Source organism: Streptomyces sp. NBC_00663 (assembly GCF_036226885.1).
Classification (GTDB): domain Bacteria; phylum Actinomycetota; class Actinomycetes; order Streptomycetales; family Streptomycetaceae; genus Streptomyces.
In genome coordinates, this window is record NZ_CP109027.1 from 2834164 (window position 1) to 2853224 (window position 19061).

The 19061-nt window shown below is 69.7% G+C and carries 22 protein-coding genes and 5 tRNA genes; 7 read left to right on the forward strand and 20 right to left on the reverse strand.

Going from position 1 to position 19061, the window contains the following annotated elements; translation table 11 throughout:
* Positions 1 to 2 precede the first annotated feature (2 nt).
* Positions 3 to 1754 (reverse strand): DAK2 domain-containing protein, encoded by a 1752-nt coding sequence (locus tag OG866_RS12635; RefSeq protein WP_329334285.1) that lies wholly within the window; start codon positions 1752 to 1754, stop codon positions 3 to 5.
* Positions 1755 to 2010: 256 nt separating this feature from the next.
* Between OG866_RS12635 and rpmB the strand changes: the two genes are divergently transcribed.
* A complete protein-coding gene (rpmB, locus tag OG866_RS12640; protein WP_003993230.1) occupies positions 2011 to 2196 on the forward strand; it encodes a 50S ribosomal protein L28 in 186 nt (61 codons plus the stop codon).
* Between the two features lie 115 nt (positions 2197 to 2311).
* Here the strand turns inward: rpmB and thiD are convergent, their stop codons facing one another.
* Both thiD and OG866_RS12650 read right to left on the reverse strand, forming a co-directional pair.
* The gene (gene thiD, locus OG866_RS12645) at positions 2312 to 3103 is read right to left on the reverse strand and encodes a bifunctional hydroxymethylpyrimidine kinase/phosphomethylpyrimidine kinase (RefSeq protein WP_329334287.1); all 792 of its coding nucleotides are present in this window, start codon (positions 3101 to 3103) and stop codon (positions 2312 to 2314) included.
* Positions 3100 to 4065, reverse strand: coding sequence for a thiamine-phosphate kinase (locus OG866_RS12650; protein WP_329334288.1), 966 nt, complete (start codon positions 4063 to 4065; stop codon positions 3100 to 3102). The genes thiD and OG866_RS12650 overlap by 4 nt, the downstream gene beginning before the upstream one ends.
* 205 nt (positions 4066 to 4270) lie before the next feature.
* Between OG866_RS12650 and OG866_RS12655 the strand changes: the two genes are divergently transcribed.
* Positions 4271 to 4504: an Lrp/AsnC family transcriptional regulator gene (locus OG866_RS12655; protein WP_003997603.1), complete on the forward strand. Its 234-nt coding sequence runs from the start codon at positions 4271 to 4273 to the stop codon at positions 4502 to 4504.
* A gap of 20 nt (positions 4505 to 4524) precedes the next feature.
* Positions 4525 to 5019 carry a DUF3515 domain-containing protein gene (locus tag OG866_RS12660; RefSeq protein ID WP_329334290.1) on the forward strand — a complete coding sequence of 165 codons (495 nt, stop codon included), beginning with the start codon at positions 4525 to 4527 and terminating at the stop codon, positions 5017 to 5019.
* Positions 5020 to 5031: 12 nt separating this feature from the next.
* Here the strand turns inward: OG866_RS12660 and OG866_RS12665 are convergent, their stop codons facing one another.
* Genes OG866_RS12665 through OG866_RS12675 form a run of 3 tightly spaced genes read right to left on the reverse strand, consistent with a single transcriptional unit; the run spans position 5032 to position 8020 of the window.
* Positions 5032 to 6189 (reverse strand): D-alanine--D-alanine ligase family protein, encoded by a 1158-nt coding sequence (locus tag OG866_RS12665; protein ID WP_329334291.1) that lies wholly within the window; start codon positions 6187 to 6189, stop codon positions 5032 to 5034.
* Between the two features lie 59 nt (positions 6190 to 6248).
* A complete protein-coding gene (locus OG866_RS12670) occupies positions 6249 to 7259 on the reverse strand; it encodes an NAD(P)H-dependent glycerol-3-phosphate dehydrogenase (protein WP_329334293.1) in 1011 nt (336 codons plus the stop codon).
* Positions 7256 to 8020, reverse strand: a complete 765-nt coding sequence (locus OG866_RS12675; protein ID WP_329334294.1) for a lysophospholipid acyltransferase family protein — start codon at positions 8018 to 8020, stop codon at positions 7256 to 7258. The genes OG866_RS12670 and OG866_RS12675 overlap by 4 nt, the downstream gene beginning before the upstream one ends.
* A 155-nt stretch (positions 8021 to 8175) precedes the next feature.
* Between OG866_RS12675 and cofC the strand changes: the two genes are divergently transcribed.
* Together cofC and OG866_RS12685 are read left to right on the forward strand one after the other, a co-directional pair.
* Entirely contained in the window at positions 8176 to 8826 is a 651-nt protein-coding gene (cofC, locus tag OG866_RS12680; protein WP_329334295.1) for a 2-phospho-L-lactate guanylyltransferase, read from the forward strand.
* Between the two features lie 5 nt (positions 8827 to 8831).
* On the forward strand, positions 8832 to 9023 hold the full coding sequence (locus tag OG866_RS12685) for a hypothetical protein (RefSeq protein WP_329334297.1): 192 nt from the start codon (positions 8832 to 8834) through the stop codon (positions 9021 to 9023).
* Between the two features lie 69 nt (positions 9024 to 9092).
* Here OG866_RS12685 and OG866_RS12690 read toward each other — a convergent pair whose 3' ends face one another.
* The 4 genes from OG866_RS12690 to leuC all read right to left on the reverse strand — a co-directional run bounded on the left by OG866_RS12690 (position 9093) and on the right by leuC (position 12418).
* Positions 9093 to 9749 (reverse strand): HU family DNA-binding protein, encoded by a 657-nt coding sequence (locus OG866_RS12690; protein WP_329334299.1) that lies wholly within the window; start codon positions 9747 to 9749, stop codon positions 9093 to 9095.
* Between the two features lie 137 nt (positions 9750 to 9886).
* Positions 9887 to 10117, reverse strand: coding sequence for a hypothetical protein (locus OG866_RS12695; protein WP_329334300.1), 231 nt, complete (start codon positions 10115 to 10117; stop codon positions 9887 to 9889).
* Positions 10118 to 10394: 277 nt separating this feature from the next.
* Positions 10395 to 10988, reverse strand: a complete 594-nt coding sequence (leuD, locus tag OG866_RS12700; protein WP_329334301.1) for a 3-isopropylmalate dehydratase small subunit — start codon at positions 10986 to 10988, stop codon at positions 10395 to 10397.
* Positions 10989 to 10993: 5 nt separating this feature from the next.
* A complete protein-coding gene (gene leuC, locus OG866_RS12705) occupies positions 10994 to 12418 on the reverse strand; it encodes a 3-isopropylmalate dehydratase large subunit (RefSeq protein WP_329334302.1) in 1425 nt (474 codons plus the stop codon).
* Positions 12419 to 12609: 191 nt separating this feature from the next.
* Here leuC and ndgR point away from each other — a divergent pair, with 191 nt between their 5' ends.
* Positions 12610 to 13326 (forward strand): IclR family transcriptional regulator NdgR, encoded by a 717-nt coding sequence (ndgR, locus tag OG866_RS12710; RefSeq protein ID WP_007384919.1) that lies wholly within the window; start codon positions 12610 to 12612, stop codon positions 13324 to 13326.
* Positions 13327 to 13403: 77 nt separating this feature from the next.
* On the opposite strand, the gene OG866_RS12715 is transcribed toward ndgR, so the two are convergent.
* The gene (locus OG866_RS12715; RefSeq protein WP_329334303.1) at positions 13404 to 13931 is read right to left on the reverse strand and encodes a DUF4188 domain-containing protein; all 528 of its coding nucleotides are present in this window, start codon (positions 13929 to 13931) and stop codon (positions 13404 to 13406) included.
* An 88-nt stretch (positions 13932 to 14019) separates the two neighbouring features.
* Between OG866_RS12715 and OG866_RS12720 the strand changes: the two genes are divergently transcribed.
* Entirely contained in the window at positions 14020 to 14664 is a 645-nt protein-coding gene (locus OG866_RS12720) for a MerR family transcriptional regulator (protein WP_329334305.1), read from the forward strand.
* A 65-nt stretch (positions 14665 to 14729) separates the two neighbouring features.
* Here OG866_RS12720 and OG866_RS12725 read toward each other — a convergent pair.
* The 9 genes from OG866_RS12725 to OG866_RS12765 all read right to left on the reverse strand — a co-directional run bounded on the left by OG866_RS12725 (position 14730) and on the right by OG866_RS12765 (position 18714).
* Positions 14730 to 14802 (reverse strand) — tRNA-Glu (locus OG866_RS12725).
* 43 nt (positions 14803 to 14845) lie between these two features.
* Positions 14846 to 14917: transfer RNA gene (locus OG866_RS12730), tRNA-Gln, on the reverse strand.
* 20 nt (positions 14918 to 14937) lie between these two features.
* A tRNA-Glu gene (locus tag OG866_RS12735) sits at positions 14938 to 15010 on the reverse strand.
* A gap of 62 nt (positions 15011 to 15072) precedes the next feature.
* Positions 15073 to 15145: transfer RNA gene (locus OG866_RS12740), tRNA-Glu, on the reverse strand.
* A 21-nt stretch (positions 15146 to 15166) separates the two neighbouring features.
* Positions 15167 to 15238, reverse strand: a tRNA-Gln gene (locus tag OG866_RS12745).
* A 91-nt stretch (positions 15239 to 15329) separates the two neighbouring features.
* A complete protein-coding gene (locus tag OG866_RS12750; protein ID WP_329334306.1) occupies positions 15330 to 16061 on the reverse strand; it encodes an HAD family hydrolase in 732 nt (243 codons plus the stop codon).
* A 96-nt stretch (positions 16062 to 16157) separates the two neighbouring features.
* Complete coding sequence (gene gltX / locus OG866_RS12755; protein ID WP_329334308.1) at positions 16158 to 17642, reverse strand: glutamate--tRNA ligase; 1485 nt, start codon at positions 17640 to 17642, stop codon at positions 16158 to 16160.
* Positions 17626 to 18402, reverse strand: coding sequence for a fumarylacetoacetate hydrolase family protein (locus tag OG866_RS12760; protein ID WP_329334310.1), 777 nt, complete (start codon positions 18400 to 18402; stop codon positions 17626 to 17628). The genes gltX and OG866_RS12760 overlap by 17 nt, the downstream gene beginning before the upstream one ends.
* A 126-nt stretch (positions 18403 to 18528) precedes the next feature.
* Entirely contained in the window at positions 18529 to 18714 is a 186-nt protein-coding gene (locus OG866_RS12765) for a hypothetical protein (protein ID WP_329334311.1), read from the reverse strand.
* Positions 18715 to 19061: the final 347 nt, after the last annotated feature.

The window sequence follows — 19061 nt, forward strand, 5'->3', positions numbered from 1 at the left end:
CGTCACTCGACGCCGATGAGGAGCAGCGCGCCCTGCCGTCCGCCCCGGTACACCACGGTGTCGACGGCGAGGTACGCCTCACGCACGCGTGCTTCGAGGTGGTCGGCGATGGACTCGGGGGCATCGTCGCCGAGGACGAGCGTCACGAGCTCGCCGCCCGCCGACAGCATGCGGTCCAGGACGGTCTCGGCGGCGGCGGTGACGTCGGAACCGATCACGGCCACGTCGCCGTCGATGAGGCCGAGGATGTCGCCCGCCTCACAGATGCCGGCGAGGGTCCAGGACTGGCGCTCGGCGACGGCCACCTCGGCGTAGCGGGTCGCGCCGGCCGCCGAGGTCATCGAGACGACGTCCTCGTCGAAGCGCCGCTCGGGTTCGTGCACGGCGAGCGCGGCGATGCCCTGGACCGCGGAGCGGGTGGGGATCAGGGCGACCCGGATGCCCTCCGTGCGGGCCTGCTCGGCCGCGGCGGCCGCGGTGTGCCGCAGCTCGGCGTCGTTGGGCAGCAGCACGACCTCGCGCGCGTGGGCCCGTCGTACGGCCTCGACGATCTCCCCGCTCGCGGGCGGCTCCCCGGGGCGCGCGAGCACGGTGGTGGCGCCGGCGTCCGTGTAGAGCCCGGCAAGGCCCTCGCCGGGCACGACGGCGACGACGGCCCGCTGCACCCGCTCCCTGGGCGGTCGCTCGCCCCCGCGCGTGTGGACGTCGCCGAGCCCGAAGTGGGTGATCCGGATCCGGTAGGGCCGCCCGGCCTCGACGCCCGCCTCCACGGCCGCGCCCGCGTCGTCGACGTGCACGTGGACGTTCCACAGCCCGTCGCCGCCGACGACGACGAGGGAGTCCCCGAGGGCGTCCAGGCGGGTCCTCAGCCGCATCACGGCCGCGTCCTCGGCCTCCAGGAGGTAGATCACCTCGAAGGCGGGGCCATCGGCTTGCGCGGGCCCGTCGGCGCACTCGTCGGCGGTCCCCGCAGGTGCCGTATCCGCCGTATCTGCCCTATCGAAAACGGCGTCCACGCGCGCGTGGACAGAAGAAACAGAAGCAGCAGAAGCACCGGAAGAGGCAGCAGCACCGGAAGAGACCGCCACCGCGCGCGGCGCCTCCCCGGTGAACGTCTCCACCAGCGCCCCGAGCACCGCCACCAGCCCCCGCCCGCCCGCGTCTACCACCCCGGCCCGCTCCAGGACCACGAGCTGCCCGGGCGTCGCCGCCAGGGCCACCCGCGCCCCCTCGTAGGCGGCCCGCGCCACGGCCCCGCAGTCGCCCTCGCCCGTGCTCCGCTCGGCCGCGTCGGCCGCGGCCGAGGCGACGGACAGGACCGTGCCCTCGACCGGGTGGGCCACGGCCTGGCGGGCGGAGTCGGCCGCGCGCCGCAGGGCGAGGCGGAGCCCGGAACCGTCGGTGTGAGACGCCTCACCGGCCTCGGCGAGGACCTGGGCCATGCCACGCAGCAGCTGGGCGAGGATCGTCCCGGAGTTCCCGCGGGCCCCTATGAGGGCGCCGTGCGCCATCGCGCGCGCCGCGTCGGCCAGGGAGGGCCTGCCGCCCTCGTCGTAGGCGGTGAACACGGCCTCGACGGCCGCCGCCGCGGACTCCGCCGTCAGATACAGGTTCGTCCCGGTGTCGCCGTCGGCCACCGGATAGACATTGATCGCGTCGATCTCCTCGCGCGCCCGCCCGAGCGCCTCCAGCGCGAGACCGCACCAGGTGCGCACCGCGAGAGCATCGAAGAATGTCTGCGGCACCTGCGCCACCTGCGCCTCCTTGGACTGCTGGACGTGGACGCAGCGTAGACCCCGCAATGGCGTCCGCCGGAAGAGGGCTGGGAGCAGGGCCCTGAGCAGGCATGGTAGTTTCGTTCTACTGGCGCAGTCGTTGTATGCTGCTCCGGTTGCCCGATCCCATCGGGCCATCCCCCTGGCAGCGCCACCAAGATCTCTGATCCTACGATCTCGATCCCGGCTTGCCGGGATCCAACCGTAAGTGCATCTGAAGTCTTTGGAGTGACCCGTGGCTGCCAACTGCGACGTCTGCGGCAAGGGGCCGGGCTTCGGCAACAACATCTCGCACTCGCACCGCCGTACGTCCCGTCGCTGGAACCCCAACATCCAGCGCGTCCGTACCGTGGTCGGCGGGACGCCGAAGCGCGTGAACGCTTGCACCTCGTGCATCAAGGCCGGCAAGGTCTCGCGCTGACGCACAGCTAAGCGCGCGGCCACTGCTGGTTGCTGCACAGAGCCGGTCCACCGAGAGGTGGGCCGGCTTTTTGCCGTGCCTACGCCCTGAGCCGTGCCTACGCCCTGAGCCGTGCCTACGCCCTGAGCCGCCAGGCATGATCAACGGGCCCGATCCCGCCCCCCAGCGCGAACCCGGCCTTGATCGCCCCGGTGACGTACTCCTTGGCCGCCGTCACCGCCTCCGGCACGGACCACCCCCGGGCGAGGCCCGAGGCGATCGCCGAGGCGAGGGTGCAGCCCGTCCCGTGCGTGTGCCGGTTGTCGTACCGCGGCGACCGCAGCCAGTGCTCCTCGGACCCGTCGGTCAGCAGATCGACGGCGTCCCCCGTGAGGTGGCCGCCCTTGATCAGCACCCACGTCGGCCCGTACGACAAAACGGCCTCGGCGGCCCGCCGCAGATCCTCCTCGGACTCGACGTGGACGCCCGCCAGCTGGGCCACCTCGTCGAGGTTCGGGGTCGCCACGGTCGCCACCGGAAGCAGCCGCTCACGCACCGACTCCAGCGCGGACGCGGCCAGCAGCGAGTCCCCGTGCTTCGACACCCCGACCGGGTCGACGACCGCCGGGGCGTCCGTCCCGGCGAGCAACTCGGCCACCGTCTCGACCAGTTCGGCCGAGGCCAGCATCCCGGTCTTCACGGCCTGTACGCCGATGTCGTCGACGACGCTGCGGTACTGGGCCCGCACGGTCTCCACGGGCAGCGGCCAAGCCCCTTGCACGCCCAGGGAGTTCTGCGCGGTGACAGCCGTGACGACGCTCATGCCGTGCACGCCGAGTGCCAGCATCGTCTTCAAGTCGGCCTGGATCCCGGCGCCTCCGCCGGAGTCGGAGCCGGCCACCGTGAGGACCCTGGGCGGAGCGGTCACGACTCGATGTCCCCGAAGTGGTCCCAGCCGCCCTTGCTCGTCCACGGCGCCCCGTCGACCGTCACCTGGGGCAGCGCCGAGGGGTTGAGGACCTCGCCGATGACCTTCCAGCGGGCGGGGAGCTTCACGTCCGACGGGAAGGTCGCCACGATCGCGTGGTCCTCTCCCCCGGTCAGCACCCACTGCATGGGGTCGACGCCGACGGCCTGACCGATGTCGTTCATCTGGGACGGGATGTCGATCGCGCCGGAACGGATGTCGATGCGGACCTTGCTGGCCTCGGCGATGTGCCCGAGGTCGGCGATCAGCCCGTCGCTCACGTCGCACATGGCGGTCGCGCCCAGCCCCGCCGCCGCCGGTCCCGCGTGATACGGCGGCTCGGGACGCCGGTGCGCCTCCACGAAGGCCCGCGGCGAGCGGAAACCGCGCGACAGCACCGCGTACCCGGCCGCGGACCAGCCCAGCCAGCCGGTCACGGCGACGAGGTCGCCGGGCTGTGCGCCGCCGCGTGTCACGGGCTCCTGGTTGCGCAGATCGCCGAGCGCGGTGATGGAGACCATGATCGTGTCCCCGCGTACGACATCTCCGCCGACCACCGAGGCGCCCGCGACCTGGCACTCGTCGCGCAGGCCGTCCATGAGCTCGCTGGGCCAGGTCACCGGGAGTTCGGCCGGGACGACCAGACCGAGCAGCAGGGCCGTCGGTACGGCGCCCATGGCGGCGATGTCCGCGAGGTTCTGTGCGGCGGCCTTGCGGCCCACGTCGTAGGCCGTGGACCAGTCCCGGCGGAAGTGCCGCCCCTCCAGGAGGATGTCGGTGCTGGCCACGACCCGGCGGTCGGGAGCGGCCACCACCGCGGCGTCGTCGCCGGGGCCGACCCGGACCGCCGGGGTGGTGGTGAGACGGGAGGTGAGCTCCCTGATGAGCCCGAACTCCCCGAGCTCACCAACAGTGCCCTTCATTGCCCTTCGCCCCTTCTGTCCCTTGCCGTGCCCGGTCGCGCGTGACCAGTGTCCTCGATACGGTCGAAGTGACCGTCAACTTCTGTCATGCCGGCACCCCGGCGCGGGCGTCCGCGCCCCCGCGGGTCTCCCCGCGACGAGCGACGACGCGATACCGTGGCGTTCCTTTTCCCCACATGATCCTCGTGGCCGCCCTGGAGGTTCCGTGGTACAGGCGTACATCCTGATCCAGACGGAGGTCGGCAAAGCGTCGACCGTCGCCGAGACGATCAGCAAGATTCCTGGGGTGATCCAGGCCGAGGACGTGACAGGACCTTATGACGTGATCGTGCGGGCCCAGGCGGACACCGTCGACGACCTCGGTCGGATGGTGGTCGCGAAGGTCCAGCAAGTGGACGGCATCACCCGCACCCTGACCTGCCCGGTCGTACATCTGTAGCCCCCGTCTACCCTTGGCCGGTGAACTCTTTCCGTCACCGGCTCATCGGTCTGCCCGCGCTCGCCGTGCTGATCATCACCACAGGTTGCTCATCAGCAGACGACAGCGACTCGGTGGCGGTTCCCAGCCCGGGTGCGAAGGTCACGAAGCTGTGCCGAAACCTGGACGCTGTCCTGCCGGACAAGGTCGACGGTCTCGACCGGAACGATCCCGAGCCCGCCTCCGCGCTGACCGCGGGCTGGGGAAACCCGGAGATCATACTGCGCTGCGGTGTCACCCGGCCGCCCAAGATGGTCGACCCGAAGGTGGCGACCGGGAGCGACCCGGACGCGATCGCCGGCGAGGTGAACGGCGTGGAATGGCTCATGGAGAAGCAGGACGACGGATCGACCCGCTTCACCACGGCCAATCGCAAGGTGTACGTCGAGGTGACGGTCCCGAAGGGGCGGGACACCGCGGGGATGCTGACCGACATGGCCTCGTCGATCAAGAAGGCGATCCCCTACGGCAAATGACCGCCACGGCTCCTAACGGAGCCCCGTGGAGCGCCTCAGCGCCGCCTGGATCAGCCGGTCCACCAGCTCCGCGTAGCCGATCCCGCTCGCCTGCCACATCTGCGGGTACATCGAGATCGGCGTGAAGCCCGGCATCGTGTTGATCTCGTTGATCACGAACTCGCCGTCCTCGGTGAGGAAGAAGTCCGCGCGGACCAGCCCCTCGCAGGAGGCCGCGTCGAAGGCGTCCACGGCGAGCCGCTGCACCTCGGCCGTCTCCTCCGGCGTCAGCGGCGCCGGCACGATCCCCGGGGTCGAGTCGATGTACTTGGCCTCGAAGTCGTAGTACGCGTGCGCGTCCGGCGGCGGGATCTCGGCGGGCACCGAGGCACGCGGGCCGTCCTCGAACTCCAGGACACCGCACTCGATCTCCCGGCCGCGCAGGGCCGCCTCGACGAGGATCTTCGGGTCGTGCCGCTGGGCCTCCTCGATCGCCTCGTCGAGCCCCGACAGATCGTCGACCTTGGTGATGCCGATCGACGACCCCGCGCGCGCGGGCTTCACGAACAGCGGCCAGCCGTGCTCGCCGGCGAAGTCGACGATCTTCTTGCGGGCCCCGGACGGGTCCTGCCCCCACTCGCGCGGCCGGATCACCACGTACGGGCCGACCTTGAGCCCGAAGGAGGTGAACACCCGCTTCATGTACTCCTTGTCCTGGCCGACGGCCGAGGCGAGCACGCCCGCGCCGACGTAGGGGACACCGGAGAGCTCCAGCAGGCCCTGAAGGGTGCCGTCCTCGCCGTAGGGGCCGTGCAGGACGGGGAAGACGACGTCGACCTCACCGAGCGCCTTGGGCACCGATCCCGGTTCGCTGTAGACGACTTCACGGTTCGCGGGGTCGACGGGGAGCACCACGCCGCCCTCGTGCGACTCGGCCAGTTCGTCGACGTTGGGCGTACGGCGCTCGGTGATCGCCATGCGGTCCGGTTCGTCGGCGGTGAGCGCCCAACGGCCGTCCTGGGTGATGCCGATCGGCAGGACGTCGTACTTGGTCCGGTCGATGGCCTTGAGGACGGCGCCCGCGGTGACCACGGAGATCCCGTGTTCGGAGCTGCGCCCGCCGAACACGACGGCCACGCGCGGCTTGCGAGACGGCTGCTCAGGGCTCTGGGGGAGGTTCTCGGTGCTCATATCGCGTTGAGAGTACCCGTTGGTAGAGCCCCGATACAGCGTGCCTCAACAGGCGTCGCTCAGCGTCGTTCCGGCTTCGCGCTGCGCGACATCAGCTCCTTGACGGCGACCACCGGGGGCTTGCCCTCGTGCACGATGGCGACGACCGTCTCGGTGATGGGCATGTCGACGCCGTGCCTGCGGGCCAGATCCAGCACGGACTCACAGGACTTGACGCCCTCGGCGGTCTGCTTGGTGACCGCGATGGTCTCCTGGAGGGTCATGCCCTTGCCGAGGTTGGTGCCGAAGGTGTGGTTGCGCGAGAGCGGCGAAGAGCAGGTCGCCACCAGGTCGCCGAGACCGGCGAGTCCGGCGAAGGTGAGCGGGTCGGCGCCGAGCGCGACACCGAGCCGCGCGGTCTCCGCGAGGCCGCGCGTGATGAGCGAGCCCTTGGCGTTGTCGCCGAGCCCCATGCCGTCCGCGATACCGACGGCGAGGCCGATGACGTTCTTCACCGCGCCGCCGAGCTCGCAACCGACCACGTCCGTCTCGGTGTACGGCCTGAAGTAGGGCGTGTGGCAAGCGGACTGGAGTTTCTGCGCGACTGCCTCGTCCGTGCACGCGACCACCGCGGCGGCCGGCATCCGGGCGGCGATCTCGCGCGCGAGGTTGGGTCCGGTGACCACGGCGATACGGTCCTGCCCGACCTTGGCGACGTCCTCGATCACCTCGCTCATCCGCATGGCGGAGCCGAGTTCGACGCCCTTCATCAGCGACACGAGGACGGTGTTCGGCGCGAGCAGCGGCACCCACTCGGCGAGGTTGCCGCGCAACGTCTGCGAGGGAACGGCGAGAACGGTGAAGTCGGCGTCGCGCGCGGCCTGGGCGGCGTCCGTCGTCGCCCGCAGGTTCACCGGGAGTTCGACGCCGGGAAGGTAGTCCGGGTTCGTACGCGTGGAGTTGACCGCGTCCGCGAGTTCGGCGCGACGGCCCCACAGGGTGACCTCGCAGCCCGCGTCCGCGAGGACCATGCCGAAGGCGGTGCCCCAGGAACCGGTACCGAAGACAGCCGCCTTGACGGGCTTGCTCACTTGGCGCTCTCCTCCTCGTGGCCGGTCTCGGCCTGACTCCGTCGGCGCTGCTCGATCCGCTCCCGGCGCGGGTCGTAGGGCGTGGCGGGCGCCTTCTCGCCGCGGATCTGCTCCAGCTGGCGGGTGACGGCGGCCATGATGACCTCGGTGGCGTCCTTGAGGAGGTCCGGGGTCATCTCCTTGTCGTAGAACGGCGTCAGGTCCACCGGCGGGCCCGCGAGGACCTTCGAGGTCTTGCGCGGACGGAGGTTGAGCTTCTTGGCGTACGGCGGCAGCACCTCGTTGGCGCCCCACTGCGCGACCGGGATCACCGGGCACTTGGTCTGCAAGGCCACCCGCGCGGCGCCGGTCTTGCCGGTCATGGGCCACTGGTCGGGGTCCCGGGTGATGGTGCCCTCGGGGTAGAACGCGACGCACTCACCGCGTTCCACGGCGTCGATCGCGGCGCGGAAGGCGCTCAGCGCGTCCGTGGTCTCGCGGTAGACGGGGATCTGTCCGGTGCCGCGCATGAAGGCACCGACGAATCCCTTCTTGAAAAGACCGCTCTTCGCGAGGAATCGCGGAACGCGGCCGGTGTTGTACTGAAAGTGCGCGTAGGCGAAGGGATCGATGTGCGAATTGTGGTTCACCGCGGTGATAAATCCGCCGTCGGCCGGAATGTTCTCCATTCCGCGCCAGTCCCGCTTGATCAGAACAACCAGCGGCGGTTTGGCGATCACCGCTGCCAAGCGGTACCAGAAGCCGATTCTGCGGCGGGGCACGCGGACACCTTCCTCTAGGGCCTTCAGGGCCGGACAAGTGTCGCCCCAGGCCGCCGGTCTGTCGAGAACACCGTACGCCTCGCCGCGACGACCGCCAGATGGCCCAGGTGACGGCTGAGTGACAATGATCGCGACAAGGGAGGGACGGAACGCTCGTGCAGTGGACCTTGGTCATACCCCTGAAGCCCCTGGAGCGGGCCAAGAGCAGGCTCTCGGACACCGCAGGCGACGGGCTGCGCCCGGGTCTCGCCCTCGCCTTCGCGCAGGACACGGTGGCAGCGGCGCTGGCCTCCCCCTCGGTCGGCGATGTGGCAGTCGTCACGGACGATCCCCTGGCCGCCCGTGAGCTGGCCGCTCTGGGCGCCCGAATCGTCCCCGACGAGCCACAAGGCGGCCTGAACGCGGCGCTGGCGTACGGGGCGGGGGTCGTCAGGGCATCGCACCCGGAAACCCCTCTGGCGGCCGTGAACGCGGATCTGCCGGCCCTGCGCCCTTTGGAATTGGCCCGGGTACTGGACGCGGCAACGGAATTCCCCCGCGCTTTCCTGCCGGATGCGGCAGGAATCGGTACGACGTTGCTGGCGATCCGCGCGGGCCAGGAATTGCGCCCGGCATTCGGCACGGATTCCCGGTCCAGGCATCGCGCCTCGGGGGCGGTGGAACTGTCCCTCACGGGCGTCGACTCGGTACGCCAGGACGTGGACACCGGCGAGGACCTGCGGGCGGCGCTGGCACTGGGGGTGGGCCCCCGGACCGCGACCGTCGCGGCGGGCCTGCTGATTCCGGGCCCCCAAGGGCTACGCTGACAACCATGCAGGCCACCGCATACACCTACGACGCCGAGACCCGCACCGGCAGCGTGCTGCTGGACGACGGCACCCCCGTCCCCTTCGACGCCCCGGCGTTCGACGCGGGCGGTCTGAGGCTGCTGCGGCCCGGACAGCGGGTGCGGATCGAACGGGACGGCACCAAGGTCACCCTGGTGACCTTGCAGACCTTCTGAACCCCCAGAACGCGCCGCGGGCCGGACTCCACAACGGAGTCCGGCCCGGCGCGTGAGTACGCTGCGCCCCTACCTCTTGCGGGCGGTGGCCTTCTTGGCGGTGGTCGTGCGAGCCGTCGACTTCTTGGCGGGGGCCTTCTTGGCCGTCGCCTTCTTCGCCGGGGCCTTCTTGGCCGTCGCCTTCTTGGCGGTGGTCTTCTTCGCGGCGGAGGTCTTGGCGGCGCCCGTGGTCTTCTTCGCCGTCGTCTTCTTCGCCGTGGTCTTCTTCGCGGTCGCCGTGGTCTTCTTGGCGGTCGTCTTCTTCGCCGTGGTCTTCTTCGCGGCGGCGGCCGTCGCCTTCTTCGCCGGGGCGGCCTTCTTCGCGGCGGCCTTCTTGACCGTCGCCGAAGCCCCGCCGGTCAGGCTGCCCTTGGGGGCCTTCTTGACCGCGACGTCGTTCTTCGGGAGCTTCTTCGTGCCGCTCACCAGGTCCTTGAAGCCCTGGCCCGCGCGGAAGCGCGGAACGGAGGTCTTCTTGACCCGAACCCGCTCGCCCGTCTGGGGGTTGCGGGCGTACCGGGCCGGGCGGTCGACCTTCTCGAACGAACCGAAGCCGGTGACCGAGACCCGGTCCCCCGCCACGGTCGCGCGGACGATGGCGTCCAGGACCGCGTCGACCGCGTCGGCGGCCTGCTGACGGCCACCGACCTTGTCGGCAATCGCTTCTACGAGCTGCGCCTTGTTCACGTCTTCCCCTTCGGAGACATCGCCCGAACGAAACTGTTCAGGCTTTTTCGCACGTTAGGCAGATATATACCGCAAATCAAACACGAAACGGGCTTATCACCCTTGTGCCGCAACGGGTTCGACAGTCTTGGACTTGTTCAGCGTTCCTCTTCGGGGAATCGACCCGCGTCGAGGTCCGCCGTGAAGGCCTCCAGACGCCTTGCCGCATCGGCGAGATCGTGCTTGGCCGCGGCCGTAATGACCAGCAGCTTCCGGGTCAGCGCCATCCGTACGCCCTCCGGGACTTGCAGTGCGCGCACTGTTGTGTGCGCTTCCTTGAGTTGGTCCGCGACCGCCGCATAGAGCTCGAGTTGGCCGTCGTGTTCCATGCACAGATTGTGCCATCTGGGGCGAGTTGTCGCCCGCTCAGGGTGCAACTGCCGCCCAGAACGGCCTTCCCGGCGCCGGTGGAAGCCGCGCCTTCCACCCTCGCGTACCCCTGCAACACCCCCTCTAACGTGGGAAGTTGGGGAGCACCCCGGGCGCACGCAGGGCCGTTCGGGTGCAGACACGGCTGTACCCCCGATCGGGCTGATCGGGGGTACGGCGGGGGGTGTTCGGTGGCCGAAACTCGACCTGTTCAGTTGCGCTGCGAGGGGCTCGCGGTCAGACCTCGAGCGTCCGCGGCTTGAACGAGGGCCGCTTGGCCTCGTACGCGGCGATGTCGGCCTCGTTCTGGAGGGTGATGGAGATGTCGTCCAGCCCGTTCAGCAGCCGCCAGCGGGAGTTCTCGTCCAGTTCGAAGCTCGCGGTGACGCCCTCGGCGCGCACCTCGCGGGCCTCCAGGTCGACCGTGATCTCGGCCTCGGGGTCGTTCTCGCTCAGCTCCTGGAGCGATTCCACGATCTTCTGGTCCAGAACGACCGTGAGCAGGCCGTTCTTGAGCGAGTTGCCGCGGAAGATGTCGGCGAACCGGGAGGAGATGACGGCCTTGAAGCCGTAGTTCTGCAGCGCCCACACGGCGTGCTCACGGGAGGAGCCGGTGCCGAAGTCGGGGCCGGCGACCAGGACGGTCGCGCCCTTGCGCTCGGGCTGGTTGAGGATGAACGTCTCGTCCTTGCGCCAGGCCTCGAACAGCCCGTCCTCGAACCCGTCCCGCGTGACCTTCTTGAGCCAGTGAGCAGGGATGATCTGGTCGGTGTCGACGTTGGAGCGGCGCAGCGGGACGGCCCGGCCGGTGTGCGTGGTGAATGCTTCCATGACTCTCAGACTCCAGCGGCGACAGGGGCGTCGGACAGGTCGGCGGGCGAGCCCAGGTGGCCCAGCACGGCGGTCGCGGCGGCGACCTGCGGCGAGACCAGGTGCGTACGGCCGCCCTTGCCCTGCCTGCCCTCGAAGTTGCGGTTGGAGGTGGACGCGGAGCGCTCACCCGGGGCCAGCTGGTCCGGGTTCATGCCCAGACACATCGAGCAGCCCGCGTGCCGCCATTCGGCGCCGGCGTCCTTGAAGACGACGTCCAGGCCCTCGGAGACGGCCTGGAGACCGACCCGCGCGGAGCCGGGAACGACCAGCATCCGTACGCCGTCGGCGACTTTGCGGCCCTTGAGGAGCTCGGCGGCGGCGCGCAGGTCCTCGATCCGACCGTTGGTGCACGAACCTACGAAGACGGTGTCCACCTTGATGGAGCGCAGCGGCTGTCCGGCCTCCAACCCCATGTATTCCAGGGCCTTTTCGGCGGCGTGGCGCTCCGAAGCGTCTTCGTACGAAGCGGGATCGGGGACGTCCGCCGAAAGCGGCGCGCCCTGGCCGGGGTTGGTGCCCCAGGTCACGAACGGCGACAGTTCGGCGGCCTCGATGACGACCTCGGCGTCGAACTCGGCGTCCTCGTCCGTCTTCAGCGTCTTCCAGTACGCGACGGCCGCGTCCCAGTCCTCGCCCTTGGGGGCGTGCACCCGGCCCTCGAGGTAGTCGAAGGTGGTCTGGTCGGGGGCGATCATGCCCGCGCGGGCACCGGCCTCGATCGACATGTTGCAGATGGTCATGCGGGCTTCCATCGAGAGTTTCTCGATGGCGGAGCCGCGGTATTCCAGGACGTAGCCCTGACCGCCGCCCGTACCGATCCTGGCGATGATCGCCAGGATCAGGTCCTTGGCGGTGACGCCCTCGGGCAGTTCGCCGTTGACCGTGATGGCCATGGTCTTCGGACGGACCAGCGGCAGCGTCTGGGTGGCCAGCACATGCTCGACCTGGGAGGTGCCGATGCCGAACGCCAGGCCGCCGAAGGCGCCGTGGGTGGAGGTGTGGGAGTCGCCGCAGACGACGGTCATGCCCGGCTGGGTCAGACCCAGCTGCGGGCCGACGACGTGCACGACGCCCTGCTCGACGTCGCCCAGCGGGTGCAGGCGCACGCCGAAGTCGGCGGCGTTCTTGCGCAGCGTCTCCAGCTGGACCCGGGAGACCGGGTCGGCGATGGGCTTGTCGATGTCGAGGGTCGGGGTGTTGTGGTCCTCGGTCGCGATGGTGAGGTCGAGGCGGCGCACCGGGCGACCGGTCTTGCGGAGGCCGTCGAAGGCCTGCGGGCTGGTCACCTCGTGCAGCAGATGCAGATCGATGAAGAGGAGGTCGGGCTCGCCCTCGGCGCGCCGGACGACGTGGTCGTCCCAGACCTTCTCCGCGAGTGTCCTACCCATCGCTTTCCCTCCGGCCGGCAAAGGTGCGCCGGCCCAACTAGAGATCTTCCGGAAGCAGCGCCCGCACCCCTGGATTCCCGGGCAGCCGCCGCCAGGCCCGTTTGGTCCGCGGGCCGCTGTGCATCCAAGGGTTGCGCGTCTCACGAAAAAAGGAACTTGCGTTTCACAGAGTGAGACGTGAGTATCGTTTCATGGACAACAGTAGCGGCGTCGGCGTTCTGGACAAGGCAGCCCTTGTCCTCAGCGCCCTGGAGTCCGGTCCGGCCACCCTCGCGGGGCTTGTGGCGGCCACCGGACTTGCACGGCCCACGGCTCACCGACTGGCCGTGGCTCTGGAACACCACCGTATGGTGGCGCGCGACATGCAGGGCCGTTTCATTCTCGGCCCGCGCCTCGCGGAACTGGCCGCGGCCGCGGGTGAGGACCGCCTCCTCGCCACCGCCGGCCCGGTGCTCACGCATCTCCGTGACATCACGGGCGAGAGCGCGCAGCTCTATCGCCGCCAGGGCGACATGCGTATCTGCGTCGCCGCGGCGGAGCGCCTGTCCGGCCTGCGGGACACGGTCCCGGTCGGCTCGACGCTCACCATGAAGGCCGGCTCCTCGGCCCAGATCCTGATGGCCTGGGAGGAGCCCGAGCGCCTGCACCGCGGCCTCCAGGGTGCCCGCTTCACGGCGACGGCCCTGTCGGGCGTACGGCGCCGCGGCTGGGCCCAGTCGATCGGCGAGCGCGAGCCGGGCGTCGCGTCCGTCTCCGCTCCCGTACGCGGCCCCTCCAACCGCGTCGTGGCCGCCGTGTCGGTCTCCGGCCCCATCGAGCGCCTGACCCGCCACCCGGGCCGGATGCACGCCCAGGCGGTCATCGACGCCGCCGCCCGCCTCTCCGAGGCCCTGCGCCGCACCGGCTGACGTTCCCCCCGGGACAACGCCGAGGAGGGCCTGCCTCAACGCCGCGGCAGGCCCTCCTCGCTCCCCCGATCCCCCCGTCACCCGGCTTCTTCGGCCACCTCGGCCCTCGCCTGCGACCGGTGCGCGAACCGGTCCTTCGCGTACCGCCCCCGCTTCTCCAGCGGCACCTGCCCGTGCGCCGCCGCGAGTCCGAACGCCGGCATGTCCCCGTAGACCGCCTCGTAGGACCCCTCGGGCACCACATAGGCCTCGTGCCAGATCCCCACGTGCCCCTTCACCGCGCCGTCCCGCTCCTTGCGGTTGAGCAGGGCCCAGATGCGGTGGTGCAGCATCTCCGGCGAGTGCGCGTAGGCGTAGAGCTTCTCCTTGGACTCCCAGTACTGGACGATGTAGTACGTCCGCGGCGACGCCGTCAGCATCACCTTTCCCAGCAGCCCGCGGCTCGGGTCCTTCCCCAGTTCGGCCAGCATGCGGAACATCGAGATCATCACCAGCCCCCACTGGTGCACCGCCCAGAAGTGGTTGACGCGCATCCCGATGAGCAGGACGACCACATCCCCCTCGGCATCGGCGGTCGTACGCCCCAGCACCGGTTTCGCGAACACGGCTCCCCCATGACATCTCGTCGGACAGCGGCACTATCCTCCTCGGTGGTGCTTGGATAGTGGCACTCCCCAATGAAGGGCGCAAGACATGCGGCTGGCCGAACTGAGCGAGCGCAGCGGGGTGTCCACCGCGACGATCAAGTACTACCTGCGCGAAGGGCTGTTGGCGCCCGGCCGCCAGATCAACACGACCACGGCCGAGTACGACGAGGAGCATCTGCGCCGGCTGAAGCTGATCCGCGCGATGATCCAGGTCGGCCGGGTGCCGGTCGCGACGGTGCGGGAGGTGCTGAGCCACGTCGACGACGACTCCCTGCCCCGCGCGATGCGCCTCGGCGCGGCCGTCTGGGCCCTGCCCCAGGTGCCGGAGCCGGACGCGGACGACGAGTTCGTCCAGGGCGCACGGGTCGCGATGGAGGAGCTGCTCAGGACGCTGGGGTGGTCCAACGCCCAGGCCATGACGACCGTCTCGCCGTCCTTCCGCTCCCTCGTGGTGGCGACGGCGGCACTGCGCCGGCTCGGCTACGACTGGAACCCGGAGACCCTCGTGCCGTACGCCCGGCTGATGCGCCAAGTCGCCGAGCTGGACATGGAGTTCATGGAGTCACATGTCTCGGAGGCGGAGAAGGCGGAGGTCGCGGTGCTGGGTGTGGTGCTCGTCGAGCCGATGCTTCAGGCGCTGCACCGGCTGGCCCAGGAGGAGGAGTCGACGCGGCGGTACGGCTTCGAGTAGGGCGGCGGGGCCGGCCCACGGGAACGGCGAAGGCCCCCCACCGAAGTGGAGGGCCTTCCTCTACGTACCCCCGACCGGATTCGAACCGGCGCTACCGCCTTGAGAGGGCGGCGTGCTAGGCCGCTACACAACGGGGGCGTGGAGCCTGCTGGCGTCAGTACTGCACCGCCGCAGGTCCGAGCTGGTCTACCTGGACTCGAACCAAGACTAACTGAACCAGAATCAGTCGTGCTGCCAATTACACCATAGACCAATGTGGTTTAGACCAGTCAGTACCCCCGACCGGATTCGAACCGGCGCTACCGCCTTGAGAGGGCGGCGTGCTAGGCCGCTACACAACGGGGGCCCTAGCGATCCTGCATCGATGGTGGTGGGAGCTACCCGAGCCACCTTCGCGGGAAGGATCTGTACCCCCGACCGGATTCGAACCGGCGCTACTGCCTTGAGAGGGCAGCGTGCTAGGCCGCTACACAACGGGGGCTTTGCAGATGAGCTCTGCGAGCTGGCCTACCTGGACTCGAACCAAGACTAACTGAACCAGAATCAGTCGTGCTGCCAATTACACCATAGGCCACTGGAACGCAAGCCCCGAGGGGGATTTTGTTCTAGTTGTACGCTCCGGGTTTCCGGCCTCTCGGCCTGCTCCCCTCGGCGCAGGAAGAACATTACCCGAAGGTGGACGGGGCTCCAAAACGGGTATCCGCGCCGAGGAGCGCGGGGAGTTCGGCGAGGGTGGCGATCCGGTGGAGGCCGACCGGCGCGTCGGTGGCGGCGTACACGCCGTCACGGTCGATCCAGAACGAGCGCAGTCCGGCCTCGGCGGCACCGCGGCCGTCGATCTCCGGATGATCGCCGACGTACGCGACCTGCTCCGGGGCGAGTTCCAGTGCCGCGCAGGCCGCGTGGAAGGCGCCGGCCTCGGGTTTGGAGACGCCGAGTTCCGCGGCGCACAGGATCGCCTCGAAGCGGTCGTGGACACCGAGGCTGCGCAGCTTGTGGTCCTGGACATGGATGCTGGAGTTGGACAGCACCGCGTGCCGGTGGCTGCCGGCGAGGGCGTCGAGGGCCGGCAGGACGTCCGGGAAGAGGGCCCAGACGGTCTCGTAGTGGGCGACGTACCGCTGGAACCAGGCGTCGGCCTCCGCGTCGCTCAGCTCCTCGCCCAGGAACACCCGCACCCGGTCCCGGCGCTGCCCCTGGAAGTCGACCTCCCCGGCCGCGAAGCGCGCCCACTGGGCGTCGGTGATCCGCCGCCAGCGCACGATGGCCTGCTCGACGCTCTCGTACCCGTCCAGCAGCCCCTCGGCCGTCAGATGCAGCCGCATTCCGGCACGGTCGGCACCGGAGTAGTCGAAGAGGGTGTCGTCGACGTCCCAGACCACGGCCAGAATGCTCATGATCCGACGGTAACCCGGCAGTTGCCGCCCTGTCCGGGGTACGACGAAGGGGCGGCAGCCGGTGGTCCGGATGCCGCCCCTTCACGCGCGTGTGCGTTACGCCGCCAGCTTCGCCAGGGCTGCGTCGATGCGGGCCAGCGTCGTCTCCTTGCCCAGGACCTCCAGGGACTCGAAGAGAGGCAGGCCGACGGTGCGGCCGGTGACGGCGACACGGACCGGGGCCTGCGCCTTGCCGAGCTTGAGGCCATGGGCCTCGCCGGCGGCCAGGACGGCTTCCTTGAGGGACTCCGGGGAGGTCCAGTCGGCCGACTCCAGCTTTTCGCGGGCCGTGGTCAGCAGGGCGTCCGAGCCCTCCTTCATCGCCTTCGTCCAGGACGGCTCGTCGAAGACCGGCTCCGGCAGGAACAGGAAGTCGACGTTGTCGGTGATCTCCGACAGGACCTTCAGGCGGGTCTGGGCGTGCGGGGCGATCGCCTGCCACTTCGACTCGTCGAAGTCCTCCGGGGACCACGGGGCGAAGGGGGCCTTCAGCCACGGGGCGCAGCGCTCCGTGAAGTCCTTCACGTCCAGCAGCCGGATGTGGTCGCCGTTGATCGACTCGCACTTCTTCAGGTCGAAGCGGGCCGGGTTGGGCTGCACGTCCTTGATGTCGAAGGCCGCGACCATCTCCTCGATCGAGAAGATGTCCTGGTCCGCCGAGAGCGACCAGCCCAGCAGGGAGAGGTAGTTGAGCAGACCCTCGGGGAGGAAGCCGCGCTCGCGGTAGAGGTTGAGCGAGGACTCGGGGTCGCGCTTGGAGAGCTTCTTGTTGCCCTCGCCCATGACGTACGGCAGGTGGCCGAACTGCGGGGTGCCCTTGGCGATGCCCAGCTCCGACAGCGCCTTGTAGAGCGCGATCTGCCGCGGCGTCGAGGAGAGCAGGTCCTCGCCGCGCAGGACGTGGGTGATCTCCATCAGGGCGTCGTCGACGGGGTTCACGAGCGTGTAGAGGGGCGCCCCGTTGGCTCGCACGATCCCGTAGTCCGGCACGTTCTCCGGGGTGAACGTCAGCTCGCCGCGGACCAGGTCCGTGAAGGTGATCGTCTCGTCGGGCATGCGGAAGCGGACGATGGGCTCGCGGCCCTCGGCCCGGTAGGCCTCCACCTGCTCGGCGCTCAGCTCGCGGCAGTGGCCGTCGTAGCCGGAGGGCTTGCCGGCGGCGCGGGCGGCCTCGCGGCGCTCGTCCAGTTCCGCCTGGGAGCAGTAGCACCGGTAGGCGTGGCCGGCGTCCAGGAGCTTGGCGGCGACGTCCTTGTAGAGGTCCATGCGCTGCGACTGGCGGTACGGCGCGTGCGGGCCGCCGACCTCGGGGCCCTCGTCCCAGTCGAAGCCCAGCCAGCGCATCGAGTCGAGCAGCTGGTTGTAGGACTCCTCGGAGTCGCGGGCCGCGTCGGTGTCCTCGATGCGGAAGACGAGCGTGCCCTGGTGGTGCTTGGCGAACGCCCAGTTGAACAGGGCGGTGCGGACCAGGCCCACGTGGGGGTTACCGGTGGGCGAGGGGCAGAAACGTACGCGGACGGGTGCGCTAGCCACGCTTGACAACCTTGTTGGTGAGAGTGCCGATGCCTTCGATGGTGACGGCGACCTCGTCGCCGACGGTGAGCGGCCCGACGCCTGCCGGGGTGCCCGTGAGGATCACGTCGCCGGGGAGCAGCGTCATGGCCTCGGAGATGTTGACGATCAGATCCTCGATCGGGTGGATCATCTCGCTGGTGCGGCCGAGCTGGCGCTGCTGGCCGTTGACCGTGAGCTGGATGGTGAGGTCGCTCGGGTCGAGGTCCGTCTCCACCCAGGGGCCGAGCGGGCAGGAGGTGTCGAAGCCCTTGGCCCGGGCCCACTGCTTCTCGCGCTTCTGGACGTCACGGGCGGTGATGTCGTTGGCGCAGGTGTAGCCGAGGATGACGTCCTTGACGCGCTCGCGCGGGACCTCGCGGCACATGCGGCCGATGACCACGGCCAGCTCGGCCTCGTGGTGGACGTCAGCGGAGAAGGCGGGGTACTGGATCGCGTCGCCGGGGCCGATCACCGAGGTGGACGGCTTGAAGAAGGCGAAGGGGGCGTCGGGGACCTCGTTGCCGAGTTCGCGCGCGTGCTCCGCGTAGTTGCGGCCGTAGGCCACGACCTTGTTGGGGAGCACCGGCGGCAGCAGCCTGACCTTGCTCAGCGGGACCTTCGTGCCGGAGAGCTCGAAGTCGGCGAACGGGATGCCCTTGATGATGTCGAGGACTAGCTCGTCCGGCTTGTCGCCCTCGACCGCGCCGAAGGCGACGTTCCCGTCGATGGAGAATCTGGCGATGCGCACGGGATCCTGGCGCCCCTCACTGAGCTGGCTGGAGTCTGACGCTCCAGGCTAACGCGGGGAGGGGCGGCGCCTCGCGCATTACTGCGGGGGGCGCCCCGACGGTCGTACGACTTGTAGCGTCGTGATCTACTCGGCGGCGGCGGTGACCGGGACGTCCATCAGGATCGTGCGGCGCGGGTTGGCCGTCTGGGCCGGGAGGTCGACGGAGTGCTCCGGGAGCTCCTGGGTCAGCAGGTCGTCGGCGTCCTCGAGGTGCGCCAGCGTCGTGCGCCGCGGGTTGGCTATGTTGCGGAACATCATCGTCGTCTTCACGGTTGTAGTGGGCCCTGTCGTGAGTGAGTTGGCAGTTTCCTACGTGTTGTAAAGCGCCAGGCTAAACATGCAATTCCCCTCCGAAGACGCGAAGACCCCATGATCCGCGTGTGAGTTTGCTCACGACCCGAGGGGCAAAGCGGTCAATCCGGGCCCACAACTCACCCCTACGAAACGGACATTGACCCCCTGAAGCCATCATTCCGCTCCTGATCATGGCGACTGGGACACCTGCCCCGCGTCAACGTTCCGTAGGCATACGTCCGTTATCGTCCGGATCACTTTCTACGACCGGTAACTCAGCCCTCACGTGCTGTCACGTAGGTCACGGCCTGACCCACGGCCCT

What these genes read in the sequence shown, in the direction of transcription:
- OG866_RS12650 (WP_329334288.1), bottom strand. Translation starts at nt 4,065, where the DNA reads ATGAAGGGCACTGTTGGTGAGCTCGGGGAGTTCGGGCTCATCAGGGAG.
- OG866_RS12665 (WP_329334291.1), bottom strand. Translation starts at nt 6,189, where the DNA reads ATGAGCACCGAGAACCTCCCCCAGAGCCCTGAGCAGCCGTCTCGCAAG.
- OG866_RS12685 (WP_329334297.1), top strand. Translation starts at nt 8,832, where the DNA reads ATGCAGGCCACCGCATACACCTACGACGCCGAGACCCGCACCGGCAGC.
- OG866_RS12695 (WP_329334300.1), bottom strand. Translation starts at nt 10,117, where the DNA reads ATGGAACACGACGGCCAACTCGAGCTCTATGCGGCGGTCGCGGACCAA.
- leuD (WP_329334301.1), bottom strand. Translation starts at nt 10,988, where the DNA reads ATGGAAGCATTCACCACGCACACCGGCCGGGCCGTCCCGCTGCGCCGC.
- leuC (WP_329334302.1), bottom strand. Translation starts at nt 12,418, where the DNA reads ATGGGTAGGACACTCGCGGAGAAGGTCTGGGACGACCACGTCGTCCGG.
- ndgR (WP_007384919.1), top strand. Translation starts at nt 12,610, where the DNA reads ATGGACAACAGTAGCGGCGTCGGCGTTCTGGACAAGGCAGCCCTTGTC.
- OG866_RS12720 (WP_329334305.1), top strand. Translation starts at nt 14,020, where the DNA reads ATGCGGCTGGCCGAACTGAGCGAGCGCAGCGGGGTGTCCACCGCGACG.
- OG866_RS12750 (WP_329334306.1), bottom strand. Translation starts at nt 16,061, where the DNA reads ATGAGCATTCTGGCCGTGGTCTGGGACGTCGACGACACCCTCTTCGAC.